General features: G+C 66.5%; 19 protein-coding genes. 13 read left to right on the top strand and 6 right to left on the bottom strand.

Going from position 1 to position 18,421, the window contains the following annotated elements; all coding sequences use genetic code 11:
- Positions 1-16: 16 nt before the first annotated feature.
- A complete protein-coding gene (locus H2LOC_RS18070) occupies positions 17-1,423 on the bottom strand; it encodes a DUF2252 domain-containing protein (protein WP_136497321.1) in 1,407 nt (468 codons plus the stop codon).
- A gap of 238 nt (positions 1,424-1,661) precedes the next feature.
- Between H2LOC_RS18070 and H2LOC_RS18065 the strand changes: the two genes are divergently transcribed.
- Positions 1,662-4,271, top strand: coding sequence for a choice-of-anchor tandem repeat GloVer-containing protein (locus H2LOC_RS18065; protein WP_136497322.1), 2,610 nt, complete (start codon positions 1,662-1,664; stop codon positions 4,269-4,271).
- Positions 4,272-4,335: 64 nt separating this feature from the next.
- On the opposite strand, the gene H2LOC_RS18060 is transcribed toward H2LOC_RS18065, so the two are convergent.
- The 3 genes from H2LOC_RS18060 to H2LOC_RS18050 all read right to left on the bottom strand — a co-directional run bounded on the left by H2LOC_RS18060 (position 4,336) and on the right by H2LOC_RS18050 (position 6,379).
- The gene (locus H2LOC_RS18060; RefSeq protein ID WP_136497323.1) at positions 4,336-4,752 is read right to left on the bottom strand and encodes a (deoxy)nucleoside triphosphate pyrophosphohydrolase; all 417 of its coding nucleotides are present in this window, start codon (positions 4,750-4,752) and stop codon (positions 4,336-4,338) included.
- Positions 4,749-5,261 (bottom strand): peptidase associated/transthyretin-like domain-containing protein, encoded by a 513-nt coding sequence (locus tag H2LOC_RS18055; RefSeq protein ID WP_136497324.1) that lies wholly within the window; start codon positions 5,259-5,261, stop codon positions 4,749-4,751. Before H2LOC_RS18055 ends, H2LOC_RS18060 begins: the two co-directional genes overlap by 4 nt.
- Positions 5,262-5,362: 101 nt before the next feature.
- On the bottom strand, positions 5,363-6,379 hold the full coding sequence (locus H2LOC_RS18050; RefSeq protein WP_136497325.1) for an RluA family pseudouridine synthase: 1,017 nt from the start codon (positions 6,377-6,379) through the stop codon (positions 5,363-5,365).
- A gap of 164 nt (positions 6,380-6,543) precedes the next feature.
- Here H2LOC_RS18050 and H2LOC_RS18045 point away from each other — a divergent pair, with 164 nt between their 5' ends.
- Entirely contained in the window at positions 6,544-7,812 is a 1,269-nt protein-coding gene (locus H2LOC_RS18045) for a BaiN/RdsA family NAD(P)/FAD-dependent oxidoreductase (RefSeq protein ID WP_136497326.1), read from the top strand.
- Here the strand turns inward: H2LOC_RS18045 and H2LOC_RS18040 are convergent.
- Together H2LOC_RS18040 and H2LOC_RS18035 are read right to left on the bottom strand one after the other, a co-directional pair.
- On the bottom strand, positions 7,790-8,263 hold the full coding sequence (locus tag H2LOC_RS18040) for a DUF411 domain-containing protein (RefSeq protein ID WP_136497327.1): 474 nt from the start codon (positions 8,261-8,263) through the stop codon (positions 7,790-7,792). The genes H2LOC_RS18045 and H2LOC_RS18040 overlap by 23 nt on opposite strands.
- Before the next feature lie 62 nt (positions 8,264-8,325).
- Positions 8,326-9,297, bottom strand: coding sequence for a pirin family protein (locus H2LOC_RS18035; protein WP_136497328.1), 972 nt, complete (start codon positions 9,295-9,297; stop codon positions 8,326-8,328).
- Between the two features lie 72 nt (positions 9,298-9,369).
- Here H2LOC_RS18035 and H2LOC_RS18030 point away from each other — a divergent pair, with 72 nt between their 5' ends.
- From H2LOC_RS18030 to pheS, 11 genes are all read left to right on the top strand, one after another.
- Entirely contained in the window at positions 9,370-10,488 is a 1,119-nt protein-coding gene (locus H2LOC_RS18030) for an ATP phosphoribosyltransferase regulatory subunit (protein WP_136497329.1), read from the top strand.
- Positions 10,485-11,486, top strand: a complete 1,002-nt coding sequence (gene hisG / locus H2LOC_RS18025; RefSeq protein WP_136497330.1) for an ATP phosphoribosyltransferase — start codon at positions 10,485-10,487, stop codon at positions 11,484-11,486. Before H2LOC_RS18030 ends, hisG begins: the two co-directional genes overlap by 4 nt.
- Before the next feature lie 267 nt (positions 11,487-11,753).
- Positions 11,754-12,629: an SDR family oxidoreductase gene (locus tag H2LOC_RS18020; protein ID WP_136497331.1), complete on the top strand. Its 876-nt coding sequence runs from the start codon at positions 11,754-11,756 to the stop codon at positions 12,627-12,629.
- Positions 12,630-12,768: 139 nt separating this feature from the next.
- Positions 12,769-13,134: a hypothetical protein gene (locus H2LOC_RS18015; RefSeq protein WP_136497332.1), complete on the top strand. Its 366-nt coding sequence runs from the start codon at positions 12,769-12,771 to the stop codon at positions 13,132-13,134.
- A 95-nt stretch (positions 13,135-13,229) separates the two neighbouring features.
- The gene (locus H2LOC_RS18010; RefSeq protein WP_136497333.1) at positions 13,230-13,880 is read left to right on the top strand and encodes an SCO family protein; all 651 of its coding nucleotides are present in this window, start codon (positions 13,230-13,232) and stop codon (positions 13,878-13,880) included.
- 82 nt (positions 13,881-13,962) lie between these two features.
- On the top strand, positions 13,963-14,736 hold the full coding sequence (locus tag H2LOC_RS18005; protein WP_136497334.1) for a M48 family metallopeptidase: 774 nt from the start codon (positions 13,963-13,965) through the stop codon (positions 14,734-14,736).
- Between the two features lie 145 nt (positions 14,737-14,881).
- Entirely contained in the window at positions 14,882-15,277 is a 396-nt protein-coding gene (locus H2LOC_RS18000) for an ArsC/Spx/MgsR family protein (protein ID WP_136497335.1), read from the top strand.
- Positions 15,278-15,349: 72 nt separating this feature from the next.
- Complete coding sequence (locus H2LOC_RS17995) at positions 15,350-16,288, top strand: bifunctional enoyl-CoA hydratase/phosphate acetyltransferase (RefSeq protein WP_136497336.1); 939 nt, start codon at positions 15,350-15,352, stop codon at positions 16,286-16,288.
- 30 nt (positions 16,289-16,318) lie between these two features.
- A complete protein-coding gene (locus H2LOC_RS17990) occupies positions 16,319-16,750 on the top strand; it encodes a YeeE/YedE family protein (protein WP_136497337.1) in 432 nt (143 codons plus the stop codon).
- Positions 16,747-17,202 carry a YeeE/YedE family protein gene (locus tag H2LOC_RS17985; protein WP_136497338.1) on the top strand — a complete coding sequence of 152 codons (456 nt, stop codon included), beginning with the start codon at positions 16,747-16,749 and terminating at the stop codon, positions 17,200-17,202. Before H2LOC_RS17990 ends, H2LOC_RS17985 begins: the two co-directional genes overlap by 4 nt.
- Positions 17,203-17,266: 64 nt before the next feature.
- Complete coding sequence (gene pheS / locus H2LOC_RS17980; protein ID WP_154331714.1) at positions 17,267-18,349, top strand: phenylalanine--tRNA ligase subunit alpha; 1,083 nt, start codon at positions 17,267-17,269, stop codon at positions 18,347-18,349.
- Positions 18,350-18,421 lie beyond the last annotated feature (72 nt).

The following is an 18,421-nucleotide window of genomic DNA, read 5'->3' as shown; positions in this document are numbered from 1 at the left end:
GCGCGTCGGGGGGCCGTTACGCAGGCGGCGCCGAACGGGACGGCGAGGCTATGCCGCCGGCCACGAATCTCTGGTGGTCGATCTTGTTTTGGGCGGCGTAAAGCATTGCGAAAGAGGCGATGGCGTCGTCGAATGCCTCTTTTTTTCCCATATAGCCCGCGAGAGTCGCCGCATCGGCGGAGCGGGCGTGGGCGCGGGCGAGCGTGCGTCCGCACAGGGTGGCGTATTCCGGCAGGGATTTGGCCTGCAGCAGATCGGCGACCGAACCGAGCCGCTTGTTCTTGAGATGCCGCACATAGAACTGACGGTTCGACTCCGGATCGGTGGTCCAGCCGAGGAACATGTCGGTCGCAGCCTGCATGATGCGCTGGCCGGAAACGACGCGGGCGCCTTGCTGCTTGGGCCAGGCGCCGCCGCCGAGGCGCTCCAGCACGGAGGGCAAGGCCTCCTTCACCTGCAGGAAGAGCGGATCGCCGTCGTGAGTCGTGAACAGGCCGACCGCACAATAGGTGCCTACGCTGCCGACGCCCACGACCTTGATGGCGCTGTCGGCCAGCTTGTAGCGCGAGATCAGCGTGAAGGTCTCGGGGGCGAGCGTTTCGTTCACGCCCTCGAACACTTTGGCGACATCGACCCGAGCGGCGTCGCTCAGTCCTGCGGAGGGATGATAGATCAGCGGAGGACGATCGATGATGCGCCAGGCGCCGGTCTTGGGGTCGAGGGAGTAATTTGGAAAGTTGCGGTCTTCCTGGCGATCGGCGTGTTTCTGATCCGCGGCGACGCGCAGCTTGCGAACGAGATCGTCCTCGAAAAGATCGCTCGCCTCCCGCACCAGCAATATCCGCGAGTGCCACGCTTCGAGCGGCGACAGCTTCGCGAGCTTGAACATGCGCAGGCGATAGGCTCTCGCGACATTCTCCGCGACGCGTCTCGCGATCTTGTCGGAAGCGCCTCCCGCCAAAGCCGCGACCGAACAGCTCGCCGCGAGGCGCTTCAGATCGACGGTGAAATCGACCCCGGGCAGAGTCTCGTCGAAGTCGTTAATGTCGAACAGCACATTGCCTTCCGGCGAGATGAAGGCGCCGAAATTCATCAGGTGGCAATCGCCGCAGGCCTGGGTCTTTATGCCCGGCGCGGGCTGCGAGGCGAGGTCGACGGCCATCAGGGCGGCGGCGCCGCGCAGAAAAGTGAAAGGCGACTCGGCCATGCGCTGCGCGCGGATGGGCAATAATTCGGGCAAGCGCGTGCGGTTGGTTTCGTCGAAGATCGCGACCGGATCGCGCTCCGGCGCAGAAAAATTCGCAAGCTTCTCGCGCGGCGTTTCGTCGCGCAAGCGCTTGCCGGCCGCGTAACGCTCTTCGAACGGCCGATGATGCGCCGCGCCGGCGGCGGGAGCCTGCGCGTCCGACTGCCTCGCGTACATTGAGTCCTCCTTGAAATCCTTGCGCGTGAAGATCGCTGCGCGAGCATCAATAGCACAGATGCGTCGCAGACGCGCGTTCACCGCCCGCGACAGCCCGATTTTCCTGCTGGTGAAGTTTCGTTAACCGCCATTGAAACAACCAGTTTAAGCCCGCTTTCAAAGCCTCGTCGTAATTTCTCGCACAAGCGGCGAAAACGCTCCTGCGCAAAGCAGCGGCTCATCAGACGAGGAAGACAAAGTGAAAACGTTGAAAGCTTCGCTCGGCTTCTATCCGCGCTGTCTGCGGCTGACGGTCGCAACTGCGGCGCTCGCCTCGCTCTGCGTCTTTCCTGCGGGCGGTTCCCTCGCGAGCGTCAAGCCGACGGTTCAATCGGGCCCGGGCAGATTCGTCGTCGGATCGAAAACCACGGCCGCCTCGGAATTTACGATCTATAGCTTTCAGGGCGGCCTGGACGGGGGCATCCCGGAAGCCGGCCTGATCTTCGACAACAACGGCGCGGTCTATGGCGTGTCGTCCGGCGGGCAATATGGTTCGGGAATCGTCTTCATGGCGACGCCGCCCGTGGCCGGCTCCGGTCAGACGCAATGGACCAAGACGACGCTCTACGCCTTTCAGGGCGGCGCGGACGGCGCCTTTCCTCAGGCGACGCTGACCTTCGACAGCAATGGCGCGCTTTATGGCGCGACGCGCGAAGGCGGCTCGGGAAATTCCGGCACGGTTTTCAAGCTGACCCCGCCCGTCGCCGGCTCCCCGCAGACCGCCTGGATCAAGACGACGCTCTATAACTTCCAGAACGGTTCGGACGGCGCCAATCCGCTTTCCGGCGTCACGCTGGACAACGCCGGCGCGCTCTATGGCGCGACGGTTCGCGGCGGCGCGACCAACAACGGCGTCGTTTACAAGCTCACGCCGGCTCAGGGCGGGTACAGCGAAACCCTGCTCTATAGTTTCCAGGGCGATCTGGACGGCGCCAACCCCTATTCGAGCGTCACCTTCGACGCCGCCTCTGGCGGCGCGCTTTACGGCACAACCGCCTTCGGAGGGCACAGGGGCGCCGGCACGGTCTACAAGCTTTCCGCGCCCGCCAATGGGCAAGGCCCGTGGATCAAGACGCTGATTCACAGTTTCGACGGCGTCGAGGGCAATTTCCCGCGCGCGAATGTGGTTTTCGGCTCCGATCATGCGCTCTACGGCGCCACCTATGGCGGCGGAACGTACAACGCCGGCATGCTCTACAAGCTCACGCCGCCGGCCTCGCCCGTAGGACAATGGGGTGAAACCGTCCTTTATAATTTCACCGGCGGCCCCGACGGCGCCAATCCCTATTCCGCCATCGCATTCGACAGCTATGGGACGCTCTACGGAACCGCATATAACGGCGGGGCTTCGTCCGCGGGCGTGCTGTACACCCTGACGCCGCCCGGCGCCAATCAGGCGCAATGGACCGAGAACGTGCTCTACACGTTCACCGGCGGCGCCGACGGCGCCCATCCGGGCGGGCTGGCTTTCGACATGGCGGGGTCGGTCTATGGCGTCACCGCCAGCGGCGCCATAGACAACAACGGCACGATCTTCCAGGTCGTTCTTCCCGCCAGCGCCGCGAATCTGAACTCCGAAAGCAATTTGCACAGCTTCGGCTCGGCGGGCGACGGCGCCGATCCCTACGGCGCCCTGATCCTCGACAACCAGGGCGACGCCTTCGGCACGACCACTGCCGGAGGAGTCCATGGCTTCGGCGCGGTGTTCAAGATGACGCCGCCGTCGGGAAAAAACACCCAATGGACCGAAACCGTGCTCTACAGCTTCACCGGCGGGAGCGACGGCGCGGCGCCCCAATACGGCGCGCTCGACATCGACTCCAACGGCAATCTCTATGGCACGACCAAGCAGGGCGGCGATTACGGCAAAGGCGTCGTGTTCAGGCTGGCGCCGCCGAGGGGCGGACAGGGCGTCGTCTGGACCCAAAGCGTTCTCCACAGCTTCTCCGGCGGCGCCAATGACGGCGACACCCCCTATGGCGGCGTCATCGTCGACAATCAGGGCAATCTCTACGGCCAGAGTTACAAGGGCGGCGCCTATGGCGCGGGCGTGGTCTATGAACTCTCGCCGCCGGCTCAGAGCCAGACGAGCTGGTCCCATTCCATGCTCTACCACTTCACCGGCGGCGCCGATGGGAGCCACCCCGCGAGCGATCTGACGATGGACAACCATGGCGCGCTCTATGGGACGACTTATCAGGGCGGATCGAGCGGCCTCGGCGTCGCCTTCAAATTGACCCCGCCCGGCCCGTCGAGCGGCTGCGCCCCGACCCAGCCGAATTTATGGTGCCAAACCCTGCTCCACGCCTTTGCGGGCGGAAGCGACGGCGACTCGCCTTCAGCCGGCGCGCTGGTCCAGGACGTCCATGGCGCCCTCTATGGCGCGACCGTCCGCAGTGGAGCCTCGGGCAATGGCGTGATCTACAAACTGACGCCGCCGTCCGGGCATAATTCACAATGGACCGAGAGCGTGCTGCATGGCTTTGCCGGAACCGACGGCGGCCATCCCTATGGCGGCGTGATCTTCGACACCCATGGCGCGCTTTACGGAGCGACCTCCGACGGCGAAGCCGGCGGCGCCGGCGGGCTGTTCAAGCTGACGCCCCCGGACACCGATCAGGGAGAGTGGAGCGAGACCACGCTTTACGCCTTCCATGGCGGAACCGATGGCGGCGGCCCGATCGGAGCGCCGGTGTTCGACACCTCGCGCGGCGTTCTCTACGGCGTGACGCGTCAGGGCGGAGATACGGGACACGGCGCGGTCTATCAGGTGAAAAAACGCAGCGCGTCCGACGACTTCCGCCACTGATCGCAGCGCGCAACAAAATCGAAAACAACGCCCCGGGAAGGCCGCCGCCTCCCCGGGGCGAAAATCATCCGAGCAGCGCGACGAGCGGATCGATCAGCGGCGCATCGGCGGGCGGCATGGGGAAGTTCCGCAAATCGCGGGCCCGCGCCCATTTGAGCGCCTGTCCCTCCTTTGCGACGACCATGCCGTCCCATCGCCGGCACACGAACAACGGCATAAGCAAATGGAAGTCTTCATAGGCGTGGCTGGCGAAGGCCAGCGGCTGCATGCAGGAGACGCAGGCGTCTATCCCCAGTTCCTCGGCGAGCTCTCGCGCCAGGGCCTGTTCCGGGCGCTCGCCGGGTTCGATCTTCCCGCCGGGGAACTCCCAAAGCCCCGCGAGCTGCTTGCCGGCCGGCCGCTGGGCGAGAAGCACGCGGCCGTCGGGGTCCACCAGGGCGGCCGCGACGACGAGAACGAGCCGGGTCGAAGACTGGGTCAATTGCCGGTCAGCGAAACATTGACGACGCCGGCTTCTCCCGCCGGAACCGTGACCGCCTGGTAGAAGGCGCCGCCGCCCTGAGACTGAGCCGCGCCCTTGGGCTTCCAGATGATCTGCGTGGTCAGGAAATAGCGCCCGGGAGCGACATGGTCGAAGGAGAACCGGCCCTCGGCGCCGGCCTTGGTCGCGCGGGTGTAGGCGACATATTCGGGATCGGGCGTGGACTTGGGCATGGCGTCGGCGGCGACGAATTTGGAGGCGCCGTAGAAATGCGCGATGCGGGCCTGGGCGTAGGAGGAGGCCGGAATGAGGCGCACGACCTCGCCCGCCGCGTAACGGGTCTCGCCGGCGTCGGTCAGGAAGGCCTGTCCCGCTATGCTGGCGGTTCCCGGGACGCGGATAAAGGCGGCTTCCGCCGGGTTGAAGGCGGCCGAGTCGAGATGGGGAGAAGACTGGTTGCATCCTGCGAGCAAAGCGGAAACGAATACGCAGGCCAAAGCGCGCCGCATGGCTGATTCTCCTGACATAAAACTGGACCGCACAGTCGCCAGTCGCGCCGCAAAAGGCAAGCCTTTCCCGGGCCGGGTGCGGGCGACGCGGGCTGCGGACTTCATTTTTGCGCCAGAAGCTCCTGCAGGCGGGCGAGATCGGCCGGCAGCGGGCTTTCGAACAGCATTTCCTCCCCCGTCACCGGATGCTCGAAACCCAGCGTCGCCGCGTGCAGCGCCTGGCGCCCCAGCGCCTCCACGCCCGCGCGCGCCTCGGGCCCCAGCAGGGCGGCCTTGGTCTTGAAGCCGGCGCCATAGGTGGCGTCGCCGACGAGGGGATGGCCGAGATGCGCCATATGGACGCGAATCTGATGGGTGCGTCCGGTTTCGAGGCTGCACCCGACCAGCGATGCGACGCCGAAATCTTCCAGCGTCTCGTAGTGGGTGATCGCCTCGCGTCCCCGCGCCGCGGAGACCACCGCCATGCGCTCGCGGTGGGTGGCGTGACGGCCGATGGGCGCGTCGACGACGCCGTGGCGCCGATCCGGAACGCCCCATACGAAGGCAAGATAGTCGCGCACGAGATGCAATTCCCGTCCGTGGTCCTCGAACAATCGCGACAGCCCGAGATGCGCGGCGTCGGTCTTGGCGACGACGAGCAGCCCGCTGGTGTCCTTGTCGATGCGATGGACGATCCCCGGCTTCCTGATCCCACCGATGCCCGACAGCGAATCGCCGCAATGGGCGATCAGCGCATTGACCAGCGTTCCGGTCTCATGGCCCGCAGCCGGATGCACCACGAGCCCGGCCGGCTTGTCGACGACGAGGAGATGGGAGTCCTCATAGACGATGTCGAGCGCGATTTCCTCGCCCTGCGGTTCGGCGGGCTCCGGCGGCGGCACGGCGAGCGTGACCGTCTCGCCTGCGGCGAGCCGGCGATTGGCGTCCGCGGCCGCGCGGCCGGCGACCGTCGCGGCCCCCTGCTCGATCAGCGACTTCACGCGGGTCCGCGAAATATGCGCGGCGCAGACCTCTTCGCGCTCGGCGAGGAATTTATCGAGCCGGGCGCCCGCGTCCTCCTCCAGGACCGTGAATGCGAATAGGGCCGCGCCTTCGGGCGGTGTGTTTTCTGGCGACATTCCTCGACATCTTTTCCGTTGGGCGCGGCCCGTGCTACTTCCCGCCCGCGCCGCGCATTTTGCGCCCGCCCGGCGTCAGCCCGGCCCTCGAACCGGTTCGAGCGCGCCCGAAACTATCGATAGAGCATCTCCTTCGCAAAAAGCAGCCTGGCTTTTGCGGGAACATGCCCCAAGGGGGAGTCAGCGCCATCGCCGCATCCGCTCCATTCTGCGCCGTGATCGGCGCCGGCCCCGCCGGCCTCATGGCGGCCGACGTCCTGTCGGCGGCGGGCGCGCGGGTGACGGTCTTTGACCACAGGGCGAGCCCGGCGCGCAAATTTCTGATGGCGGGGCGCGGCGGCCTCAACCTCACCCACAGCGAAGAACCAGAAAAATTCCTCGCCCGCTACGGCGCGGCGGCCGGGCGGCTGGAGCCGCTGCTGCGCGCCTTCCCTCCCGCGCGCCTGCGGGAGTTCTGCGCCGAACTCGGCGAGCCGACCTTCGTCGGCTCCAGCGGCCGGGTCTTTCCGTCGAGCTTCAAAGCCTCGCCCCTGCTCAGAGCCTGGCTCGCGCGCCTCGCGCGCCAGGGCGTCGGCTTCAGGATGCGCAGCTCCTTCCTGGGCTTTTCCGAACAGGGCGGCCTGAGGATGCGCCTGGAGGGAGAAAAGGAATCGGTCCTGTTTCCCGAGGCTAGCGTCTTCGCCCTCGGCGGGGCCTCCTGGCCCAAGCTCGGCTCCGACGCCGCATGGGTCGAAGCTTTTTGCGCTCTCGGCGTCGAGATATCGCCGCTCGCCCCGGCGAACTGCGGCGCTTTGATCGGCTGGAGCGAAATTTTCCGCGACGCCTTCGAGGGCCGGCCGATCAAGACGATCCGCATCGCTCACGGCGACGCCTCCGCCCGCGGCGATCTCGTCGTCACCCGCCTCGGACTCGAAGGAGGACCGGTCTATGCGCTGGCGTCGCGGCTTCGCGAGACGATCGCAAAGACCGGGGCCGCCGTCTTGAAGCTCGATCTGCGCCCGGATCTCGAAGAAGCCGAAATCGCAAAAAGGCTCGCACAGGACCCCGGTCGGCAATCCCTGTCGACCTTCCTGCGCAAGGCGGCGGGACTGGGGAAGATCGAAATCGCCCTGCTGCGGGAGGTTCAGGGGCGGGCCCTGCCCCGCGACGCGGCCGCGCTCGCGGCGCTGATCAAGCAGCTGCCGCTCGAGGTTTCCGGCGTCCCCGGTTTCGAGCGCGCGATTTCCACCTCGGGCGGCGTGAAGTTCGAAGAACTCGACGCCAGGCTGATGCTGCTCCGGCGGCCGGGCGTTTTCCTGGCCGGAGAAATGCTGGATTTCGACGCCCCGACCGGCGGCTATCTGCTGCAAGCCGCCTTTTCCACCGGCTTCGCCGCCGGCGAAGGCGCGGCGGATTATCTCGGGCTCGAACTCAGATCGCCGACCCGCCCTTGAAGCCGCCGTAGCTGCTTTGTCCTTGCGGTCCGAAGAGATACACTTCGTAAGGCTCGGCTTCGCCGCCCATCTCCATGCCCGGCGATCCCGAGGGCATGCCGGGCGTGGCGAGGCCGGCGGCTTTCGGCTTTTCCTGCAGCAGCCGCTGGATCGCGGCGACGGGCGTGTGACCCTCGACGACATAGCCTTCGATCTCGGCCGTGTGGCAGGAGGTCAGCCCCGCCGGCACGCCGAGCCGCGCCTTGACCGCTTTCATGTCGGGCTCGTCGACGACCTCGACCGCAAAACCCGCATCCTTCAGCTTGGCGGCCCAGCGGCCGCAGCAGCCGCAAGTCGCGTCCCGGTGCACGAGGACGCGGATCGCAGGCTCCGCGGTCGCCGGGGCCGCGCAAACGGCCGCCAGAGCGGCGCTGGCCGCGCCGATGAAAAAATCCCGTCGCTTGATCGTCATGATGAACGCCGCCCTGCAGGTGACTTAGCGCCAGCGCGCTTTTCTGAAGCGCTCTTATTGGATCAAAACGGCGCGCCGTCCAGTCTGCCCATGCGGCCCGCGGCGTAATCGGCGAAGGCGCGCTCTATTCTCTCCCGTGAATTGAACACGAAAGGGCCCCGGAAAACGAGCGGACGCGGCGCCGGCTCGCCGCCGAGCAGCAGCGCCTCCAGAGGCGCGGGTCCCGGATTCGCCAGCGTCACGGTGGAGGCCGGCCGCAGCAGGGCCAGTTCGCCTCGCTGCAAGGCTGCTCCCTCCACTGTTCCCCGGCCGGCGAGGACATAAACCCCGGCCTCATGGGACTTGCGCAGCGGCAGGGTCGCCGAAGCGCCGGGCGCGAGCGTGACATGGACGAGATCCGCGGCGACGCTCAGGCGTATCGGGCCCGGAGCGGTGAAGAAAATCGGCATCGAGCCCGCGAGCAGGCGCAATCGCGCCCCCTCGACATCCGCGACGGGCGCATCCTCCGGCGCGACCGCGGCGTAGCGGGGCGGTTGGTCGTCGAGGGCGGGAGCCTGGCGCACCCAGAGCTGCACCCCGTGCATGACCCCGCTCGCCCCGGCGCGGGGAAATTCCGCATGCAGCATGCCGCTGCCCGAGACGATCCATTGGGCCCCGCCGGGCAGGATCGCGCTGCGGTTCCCGAAGGAGTCCCGGTGCTCGTTCGCCCCTTCCAGCAGATAGGTGATGACCTCTATTCCGGCATGGGGATGGGCCGGCACGCCGCCCGCCGGCGGGGCCGCCGGGCCCATTTGATCCAGGAAAATGAAAGGCCCGACCGCTTCGAGTTCGGGCGCGGGAAGGGCGCGCAGCACGGTGAGCCCCTGCCCGACCTCCTCGCGGGAAGCCGATATCTTGATCGCGACGCCTTTACCCGAGCGCTCGTTTTCGGCTACGCCTTCGCCCATGCCGCCCTCCGCCAGGATCATGACCGCCACAAAAGCTAATGCGCGTCGCGGCGCGGCGCCAGAGCGCGCCGCTCGCACAACGTTCATTCTTTCGCCTTACAGCGGATGCCTCGGTGAGCCGCAACTGGTAAGAGGGCGCCAAAATGAAGGATTTCGACCGTGACGCAGGCTAGGAACCGCCCCTCGGACCAGAAGAGCCTGGAGGCCGCGCTGGCGCGCTTTTCCGCAGAGGGATTCGCGCGCCGCGAGCCCGCGCTGCTGCAGCCCGCGGGAATATTTCTCGATCGCCTCGGCGAGGATTTCCGCGGGAGGCTCTACCTCGCCAGCGACGGCGCCGGCGAATTCTGCCTGCGTCCGGAATACACGATCCCGGTCTGTCTCGAATATCTCGCGAGCTTCGAGCCGGGCCGGCCGGCGGCGCTCGCCTATGGCGGCCCCATTTTCCGGGCCGGCGAGGGCGAGACGCTTCAGGCCGGGCTCGAAAGCTTCGGCCGCGACGACCGCGAGGCCGCCGACGCCGAGATCCTGGGCGTCGCGCTCGACGCCGCAGCAGCGGCAGGCGCGCCCTCCCTCGCTCTTCAGATCGGCGACGCCGGCCTCGTGAAGACGTTTCTAGACCGGCTCGACCTCCCGGCGGCATGGCGCCGGCGTTTCGAGATCGGCCACGCCCGCGGCGAGCCGCTGGCGAAAATGCTGAGCGCGCCGCCACGCAGGGAGAACGCCGTCGGCGCCGGCGTGCTCGCCGCTCTCGAAAAGGCGAACGCCGGCGACGCCAGGAAACTGGTGGAGGATTTGCTCGCCATCGCCGGCATCTCGACGGTCGGCGGACGCAGCGCCGGAGAAATCGCCGAGCGCTTCCTGGAGCAGGCCTCACTGGAAAACGACGCCGGCGTGGGCGCGGAAAAGCGCACCCTCATGGAGACCTTTTTCGCCATAACGGGATCCCCGGACGCCGCCTCCGCCAGGCTGCGCGCGCTGGCGAGCGAGGCCGATCTCGACCTCGGCTTCGCGCTCGATTCCTTCGACACGCGATCCAGCTTCATCGCGGCGCGCGGACTGGAGCTCGACCGGATGCGCTTTGCCGCCGGCTTCGCCCGGCGCCTCGATTATTACTCCGGTTTCGTGTTCGAGGCGCGCCCGGCCGAGCGCCCGGAAGCCGCCCCGGTCGTCGCCGGCGGACGCTACGACAGGCTTTTGCGGACGCTGGGCGCCGGCCAGGACGTTCCGGCGGTCGGCGCGGCGATCTGGATCAATCGCCTTTCGGGAGAACAGGAATGACCAACCAGGGCGAGAAAAACAGCGCCGCCGACAAGCTGATCGTGGCCGTCCCCTCTAAAGGCCGATTGCAGGAGAACGCTTTCGCGTTTTTCGCCCGCGCGGGACTCGAGCTGCAGCAGGGCCGCGGCGCGCGCGACTACCGGGGAACGCTGGCCGGCGTCGACAATGTGGAGGCCGCCTTTCTATCGGCCTCGGAGATCACGGGGCGGCTCGCGCGCGGCGAGGTGCATTTCGGCGTCACCGGCGAAGACCTCATCCGGGAGGAAATCGAAGAAGCGGCCCGGCGCGTGGAACTGCTCGCCCCGCTGGGCTTCGGCGCCGCCAATGTCGTCGTCGCCGTGCCCCAGGCCTGGATCGACGTCCGCGACATGGCCGACCTCGCCGACGTCGCGGGGGGATTTCGCGCCCGCCATGGCCGCGGGCTGCGGGTCGCCACCAAATATGTCAACACCACGAGGCGTTTTTTCGCCGCCCACGGCGTGAGCGACTACCGCATCGTCGAAAGCTCGGGCGCGACCGAGGGCGCTCCGGCGGCGGGTTCTGCGGACCTCATCGTGGACATCACCACGACGGGCGCGACGCTCGCCGCGAACGCCCTCAAAACCCTCGACGACGGCGTGATCCTGCGCTCGCAGGCCAATCTCGTGGCCTCGCTCGGCGCTCCCTGGGGCGAACAGGCGCGCGAGGCGGCGCGCATCATTCTCTCGCGCATCGCGGCGGAAGAAGAAGCCCGCACCACGAGGGAGGTCAAGACCAGCCTGCCCGAAGTCACCGACAAGATTCTGCGCAAGGCGGAGTCCAAGTTCGGAGCCTGTCTGCGCCAGCGCGACGGGGATGGCGGGCTCGCGCTCAGCGCCCCCGCCGGCAAGGTGCCCGCGCTCGCCGACTGGCTCATTGCGCATGGGGCCCAGACCGTGACGAGCGGCCGGCTGGACTATGTCTTCCGCGCCGACAACGCTCTCTGGAGCCGCCTCGCCGGCAGGCTGGAGCAGGGCTGACGCCTTGCCTGCGCCCGAAGCGCATTTCGATGGGAATGCGCTGCGAAACGGGCCGGCCCGCTTGCGGGGCGTACCAGATCGGCTAGAGTGTCTTCGTGTTCCGGAAACATGAAGACACGCTAAGCTTTTGTTTTAACGCGTTTCCAACGCCGAACCGGCATCCACTTCGGCTGAAAGCGCTCTAGGCTGAGCCGGCCGGGGCGCGCCCCGAGGACAAATCGAAGCGCGTCACCATCGCAATAATGCGCCCGCAGCAGGGATAATGGCATGGGTCGATCTCTCGCCGGAAAAACGCTGTTCATCACGGGCGCCAGCCGCGGCATCGGTCTCGCCATCGCGCTCAGGGCGGCCCGGGACGGCGCCAATGTGGCGATCGTCGCGAAAAGCGCGGCGCCGCACCCGAAGCTTCCCGGTACGATCCACACCGCCGCGAAAGAGATCGAAGCCGCCGGCGGCAAGGCCTTGCCGCTCGCCTGCGACATCCGCTTCGAAGACCAGGTCGAGGCCGCGGTCGCCGAGACGGCGAAGACCTTCGGCGGGCTAGATATTCTCGTCAACAACGCCAGCGCGATCGATCTGCGCGGCGTCGAGACGCTGGACATGAAGCGCTACGATCTGATGCAGCAGGTCAATGCGCGCGGCGCCTATCTTTGCTCCAAGCTGGCTCTACCGCATCTGAAAAAGGCGGGAAACCCGCATATATTGACGCTTTCGCCCCCGCTCGACCTCAATCCCAAGTGGTTCGCCCCCAATCTCGCCTATACGATCGCCAAATACGGCATGAGCCTCGTGACGCTGGGTCTGGCGCGGGAGCTCGCGCCTGAGGGCGTCGCCGTAAATTCCCTTTGGCCCGAAACCGCGATAGCGACCGCGGCCGTCGGCAATCTGCTGGGCGGCGAGGCGGCCCTGCGCCGCTCGCGCAAGCCCGAGATCGTCGCGGATGCGGCCCACGCCGTTCTCACCCGCCCCGCCCGCTCTTGCTCAGGCAACTTTTTCATAGACGTCGCCGCCCTACGCGAAGAGGGCGTGACCGATTTCACCTCTTATGCGGTCGATCCCGCGGAGGAGGCCATTCTGGACTTTTTCCTGGAGGCGCCGCTGAGCGAGGGCGTGTCCAGATCGCCTTTCCATCCAAATGGATGAGCGGGTTCGCGAAAAAGCCCGAAAGCGGCTTTCCGCCGGCGAAAAGCAAATCAGATAAGGCGAGTAGAGCGCGGGCCGGGCGCCCTTGGCGAAAACGGGCGGACAGGGTAGATTCCCCGCCGCAACAGGATCACCCCCGATGAGTTCGCGTTTAGCGCTCGCCCGCTCGGCACTCGTGATCTGCGTCGTCGCGACGCAGGTCGGGGCGGCAAAAGCCGCGTCCAAACGAGACGCCGTAAGACGGGAGCCTCCGGTCGTGGTGACGCTCGAGAACAAACGGAGCGTCTCGCTCCAGAGCTTCACCATAGCGAAGAAAGGCTCGGGGCCCGCGCCGGAACTGATCGTCGCGAAGCTGGACAAGCCCCTCCCCGCAGGCGAAAAAGCCGATCTGAAACTGGAACGAGCCACAGGCTGCCTGTTTCAGGCGCGCTGGAAATTCGACGACGCGGACGACGCCGGCGCATTGGATCTGTGCAACGACGCTCATATCGTTATGGTGGACTGAAAGATTGCGCCGATGCGGCGGCCGCCGGTCGTCCGCAACGCGATAGGCGCCGCAGAGGACGGCGGTAAACGAAGCTTCGCTGGGATAGGCACCTCATGTCGGATGAAGCAAGAAGCAAAACAAAAAAAACGACCGGACGCACAGCGAAACGAAACGCCGGAAACGAAGCCAAGGGCCCGGCCGTCGCGACGAAGCCGCTCATCGCGATCGGCGTCGCCAGCGCGCTGCTGTTCGCCGCTTTCGTCGGTCTCACCAGCCGCCCGGCGACCACGCCGGAGGTCGGCGGGCCTTTCAGCCTGGTCCGCCACGAAGGCGGAACCTTCACCAATGCGGATATGGTCGGCCGTCCCTATCTGGTGTTCTTCGGCTACACCCATTGCCCCGATATCTGCCACACGACGCTGTTCGAAATGTCGGAGGCGCTGCGGACGCTCGGTCCCGACGCAAAAATCGGCGCGTTGTTCGTGACCGTGGATCCCGAGCGCGACACCCCCCAGACCCTGAAGGATTATCTTTCGAGCTTCGATCCTCGCATCGTGGGACTGACAGGCGCTCACGAGGCGCTCGACCCGATGCTGAAAGAATACCGCATCTACGCCAAGCGCGCTCCCGGCGACGCGGCCGACTACGGCGTGGACCACACCAGCATCGTCTATCTGATGGACAAGAACGGCCGCTTTGTCGGCGCGTTCAACGTCTCCCGAAAACCCGCCGAAGCGGCGCATGAGCTCGAACGCTATTTGTGAGGCGGGGAAGGCGCACAAAAAATCCTGCGCGCGCGATGTAGCGCGGTCGCGACTCACCGGCGTTTCGGGTTAGCATGGCTGCATGCCTTCTCTCTTGCGTAAAGAGACCCCGCCGCCGGCGAGTTCTTCCCAACTCGTCCTGAACCACGCGGGCGAGACCATCGTCGTGACCTTGAGGCGCCTGCCGAGCGCGCGGCGCTTCACCCTGCGCGTGCGTTTCGCGGCGCGCGACGCCGTTCTCACAATGCCCCAGCGCGGTTCTCTGCGCGACGCCCGCGCTTTCGCCGAGGGCCATGCGGCCTGGATCGCGGCCCGCCTCAAAAGGCTCCCGGCGGTCATTCCTTTCGAGCACGGCGCCGTCGCTCCTTTGCGCGGCCTCGATCATCTTCTGCTCAATGTTCCAGGCGCCCGCGGCGTCGTCTGGAGCGAGCCCCTGCGGGAAGCCGCCCCGGGAGCGCCGGCCCATGGGCTTTATGTCGCCGGGGGACGCGAGCATATGCAGCGGCGGGTGCGCGACTATCTCAAGCGGGAAGCCCGGCGCGACCTCGAAGCCTCGATCGAGAGGCATACGCGCGCTATCGGGGTCGCTCCCCGCCCGATAGGTTTGCGGGACACGGTGAGCCGTTGGGGCTCCTGCTCGGCGGCGGGCTCGTTGAATTTTTCATGGCGCCTGATCATGGCGCCGCCCTTCGTGCTCGATTACCTCGCCGCGCATGAAGTCGCGCATCTCGTCCACCTCAACCACTCTCCGCGCTTCTGGGCGCTGGCGCGCCAGCTTTCGGCGGAAGTGGACCGCGCCGAAGCCTGGCTTTCGGCGCATGGCGCCCATCTGCATAAATTCGGAGCGGAAACCTGATCCGCGCGTTCGCCGCCCCGGTTCGGGCGTTTCGCAACGCACAAAAATACGCTAGCCTGTGGTCGCTGGATTATCCCCGCGGCGTTTCGCCCAAAAGCCGACGGACTTCCCGCCGCAAGCGGCGGACGCCCCACGGAAAGATCACATGGCGCATGTAATTTTCTTCGAAAAACCCGGCTGCGGCGGAAACGCCAAGCAAAAGGCCCTGCTGCGCGCCTCCGGCCATGAATTGGAGGTCCGCAGCCTGCTCGCCGAACCCTGGACGGCGGCGCGGCTCGCCGCCTTCTTTGGCGAAAAACCGGTGCGGGAATGGTTCAACCCCGCATCGCCGCGCGTGAAATCGGGCGAGATAAAGATCGAGACGCTCGGCGCAAACGAAGCCCTCGACCTGATGATCGCCGAACCGCTGCTCATTCGTCGTCCGCTGATGCAAGTGGACGCGCGCTGCGAATCCGGCTTCGACCCGGATCTGGTCGACCGATGGATCGGCCTCGCCTCCAGCCCGGAAAGAATCTCCGACACCTGCATACGGACCGCGTAAAAAGCGAAATCTCGCCGCGCGAGGCGCAAGATCCGCTCTTGGCCTGCGCCTTAATCGGACACAGGAGAAACCATGCAAGCTCCGAACGCCGTCAGCGGGCGGTTCTTCGAGGGTCTGATAAAGCGCGCCGCCGCCTTGCCCCCGATCAAAATGGGGGTCGTGCATCCCTGCGACGCTCCCTCGCTGGCGGGCGCGCTGGCGGCTCGCGACCTTGGCCTCATCATTCCCGTGCTGATCGGGCCCCGCAGCAAGATCGAGGCGGTCGCCATGGCCGGCGGCGTCTCGCTCGCCGGGGTCGAGATCGTGGACGCCCCCCACAGCCACGCCGCCGCCGAGGCCGCCGTCGCGCTTGCGCGCCACTGCAAGCTCGACGCCCTCAAAAAAGGGTCGCTGCACACCGGCGAACTGATGGAGGCCGTGGTCGACAAGCAGCACGGCCTGCGCACCGATCGGCGGATGAGCCATGTGTTCGTCCTCGACGTGAAAACCTACCCCAAACCGCTTCTGATCACCGACGCCGCCATAAACATCGCGCCGACGCTGGACGAGAAGCGCGACATCGTCCGCAATGCGATCGATCTCGCCCACGCCCTCGGGATAGAACGGCCGAAGGTGGCCCTGCTCTCCGCGGTCGAGGAGGTCGAAGCCAAGATTCCGTCCACCATCGACGCCGCCGCGCTGTGCAAGATGGCGGACCGGGGCCAGATCCTCGGCGCGGAGCTGGACGGGCCGCTGGCCTTCGACAACGCGATCTCTCGCGAAGCCGCCGCGACCAAGGGCATACGTTCGACGGTGGCGGGCGACGCCGATATTCTGGTGGCCCCGGAGCTGGACGCCGGCAACATATTGGCCAAGCAGCTGGTGTTTCTCGGCGGAGCCGAGACCGCCGGCCTCGCTTTGGGCGCGCGGACGCCGATCGTTCTCACCAGCCGCGCCGACGACATAAGAGCCCGCGCCGCCTCCTGCGCGCTGGCGCAGATTTTCGCCCACTGGCGCCACCCGGCGAATTGAGCGGTGAAGAGGACCCGAGGACTCGACTGAATGCAAATAGACTGGCTGCATTTTTCACCATGGAGCGCATTGTCGGGCGGGGCTTTGATCGGCCTCGCCGCGGGGCTTTGCGCTTTGCTGCTCGGACGCGTCGCCGGCGTCAGCGGCATTCTCGCCGGTCTTATTCCGCCACGCCCCGGCGACGTCGCATGGCGGGCGGCCTTCATCGCGGGTCTTCTGGCCGCTCCTGCCGCCTTCGCCATGGTTCATCCCCTGGCGCGGCCCGAATTCGGCTCCGGCCCGGCGACTCTCGCCGTCGCGGGCCTGCTGGTCGGTTTCGGCGCGAGGCTCGGCTCGGGCTGCACCAGCGGCCATGGCGTCTGCGGCCTCTCCCGCCTGTCCCTGCGCTCCGCCGTCGCGACCGCGACCTTCATGGCGACGGCGATCGTCACCGTCTTCCTGGTTCGGCACGTTTTTCAATGACCGCGTCAAAAAGAAGCCTCATCCCGTCTTTCGCCCTCGGCCTGCTGTTCGGCTTCGGCCTTTGCCTCTCGGGCATGACGCAGCCCCCCAAGGTTCAGGGGTTTCTGGACATCGCCGGCCTTTGGGACCCCTCTCTCGCTTTTGTCATGGGAGGCGCGGTGGGAATCGGCATGCTGGCCTTTTTCCTCTCCCGCCGGCTCGAGCGATCTTTGCTCGGCGAGCCCTTCAGCTTTTCCGGGGACAATGGCGTCGATGCGCAACTCCTGATCGGCAGCGCGATTTTCGGCGTGGGCTGGGGACTCTCGGGGGTCTGTCCCGGCCCGGCGATCGTCAATCTCGGCCTCTTCGACGCTAAGGCCGCGATTTTCGCGGCGGCGATGGCCGCGGGAATGGGGCTGGAAAAGCTCTTCGCCCTCAGGGCCCATATCAAACAGCCGGAAGAAGAAAGCTGATTACTCGACATATGCCGGCGCCCGTGGCAGAACCCGGTTCAAAATTCGGGCGGGCCTGGAACAAATGACCGACTTAGCAGAACTCGAAACAGAAACGCTCCGCCAGATCGACGCGGCCGACAGCGAAACAGCCCTGGAGGCCGTGCGCGTCGCGGCTCTCGGCAAAAAGGGAGCGATTTCCGCCCTGCTGGCGACGCTCGGCCGCATGTCGCCCGACGAACGCAAAACCCAGGGCGCCAGGATCAACGCGCTCAAGGACGCGGTGACCGAGCGGATCGCCGCGCGCCGCGCCGTGCTCGAGAACGAGGCGCTCGAAGCGCGCCTGAAATCCGAAGCGCTGGACGTGACCTTGGCCCCGCCCGCGAGCGCCCTCGATCGCGGCCGGCTGCACCCGCTTTCGCAGGTCATGGACGAGCTCACCGCCATTTTTGCGGATATGGGCTTCGCCGTCGCGGAAGGCCCGGATATCGAATCCGACGACTACAACTTCACCAAGCTCAATTTTCCCGAGGGCCATCCCGCCCGGGAAATGCACGACACTTTCTTCTTCGAGCCCGGCCCCGACGGCCGGCGCAAGCTGCTGCGGACGCACACCAGCCCGGTGCAGGTGCGCACCATGCTGACGCAAAAACCGCCGATCCGCGTGATCTGCCCCGGCCGCACCTACCGCTGCGACAGCGACCAGACCCATACGCCGATGTTCCATCAGGTCGAGGGGCTGGTCATCGACCAGACCACCCATATCGGCCATCTCAAATGGGCGCTCGAGGAATTCCTGAAGGCGTTCTTCGAGGTGAAGTCGGTCAATCTGCGCTTTCGGCCGTCGTTCTTTCCCTTCACCGAACCGTCGATGGAGGTCGACGTCCAGTGCCGGCGCCAGGGCGGCGAAATCCGCTTCGGCGAGGGCGAGGATTTCATGGAGATCCTCGGCTGCGGCATGGTGCATCCCAATGTGCTGCGCAATTGCGGCCTCGATCCCGACGTCTACCAGGGCTTCGCCTTCGGCGTCGGCATCGATCGCCTCGCCATGCTCAAATATGGCATGCCTGACCTGAGGGCGTTCTTTGAAGCCGATGCGCGCTGGCTGCAGCATTACGGCTTCCGGCCGCTGGATTTCCCGACCCTCGCCGGCGGACTGAGCGGTTAAAAGCCAGATCATGTAATTTGGAAGAGAAGCGGCTGAGCAGCTTTTCGCCCCCCTGCGGCAAACCTTCAATTT

The sequence above is a fragment of the Methylocystis heyeri genome (assembly GCF_004802635.2).
Lineage (GTDB): Bacteria > Pseudomonadota > Alphaproteobacteria > Rhizobiales > Beijerinckiaceae > Methylocystis > Methylocystis heyeri.
Note: the sequence above shows the minus strand (reverse complement) of the source record. Positions and strands in the feature narration are given on the sequence as shown.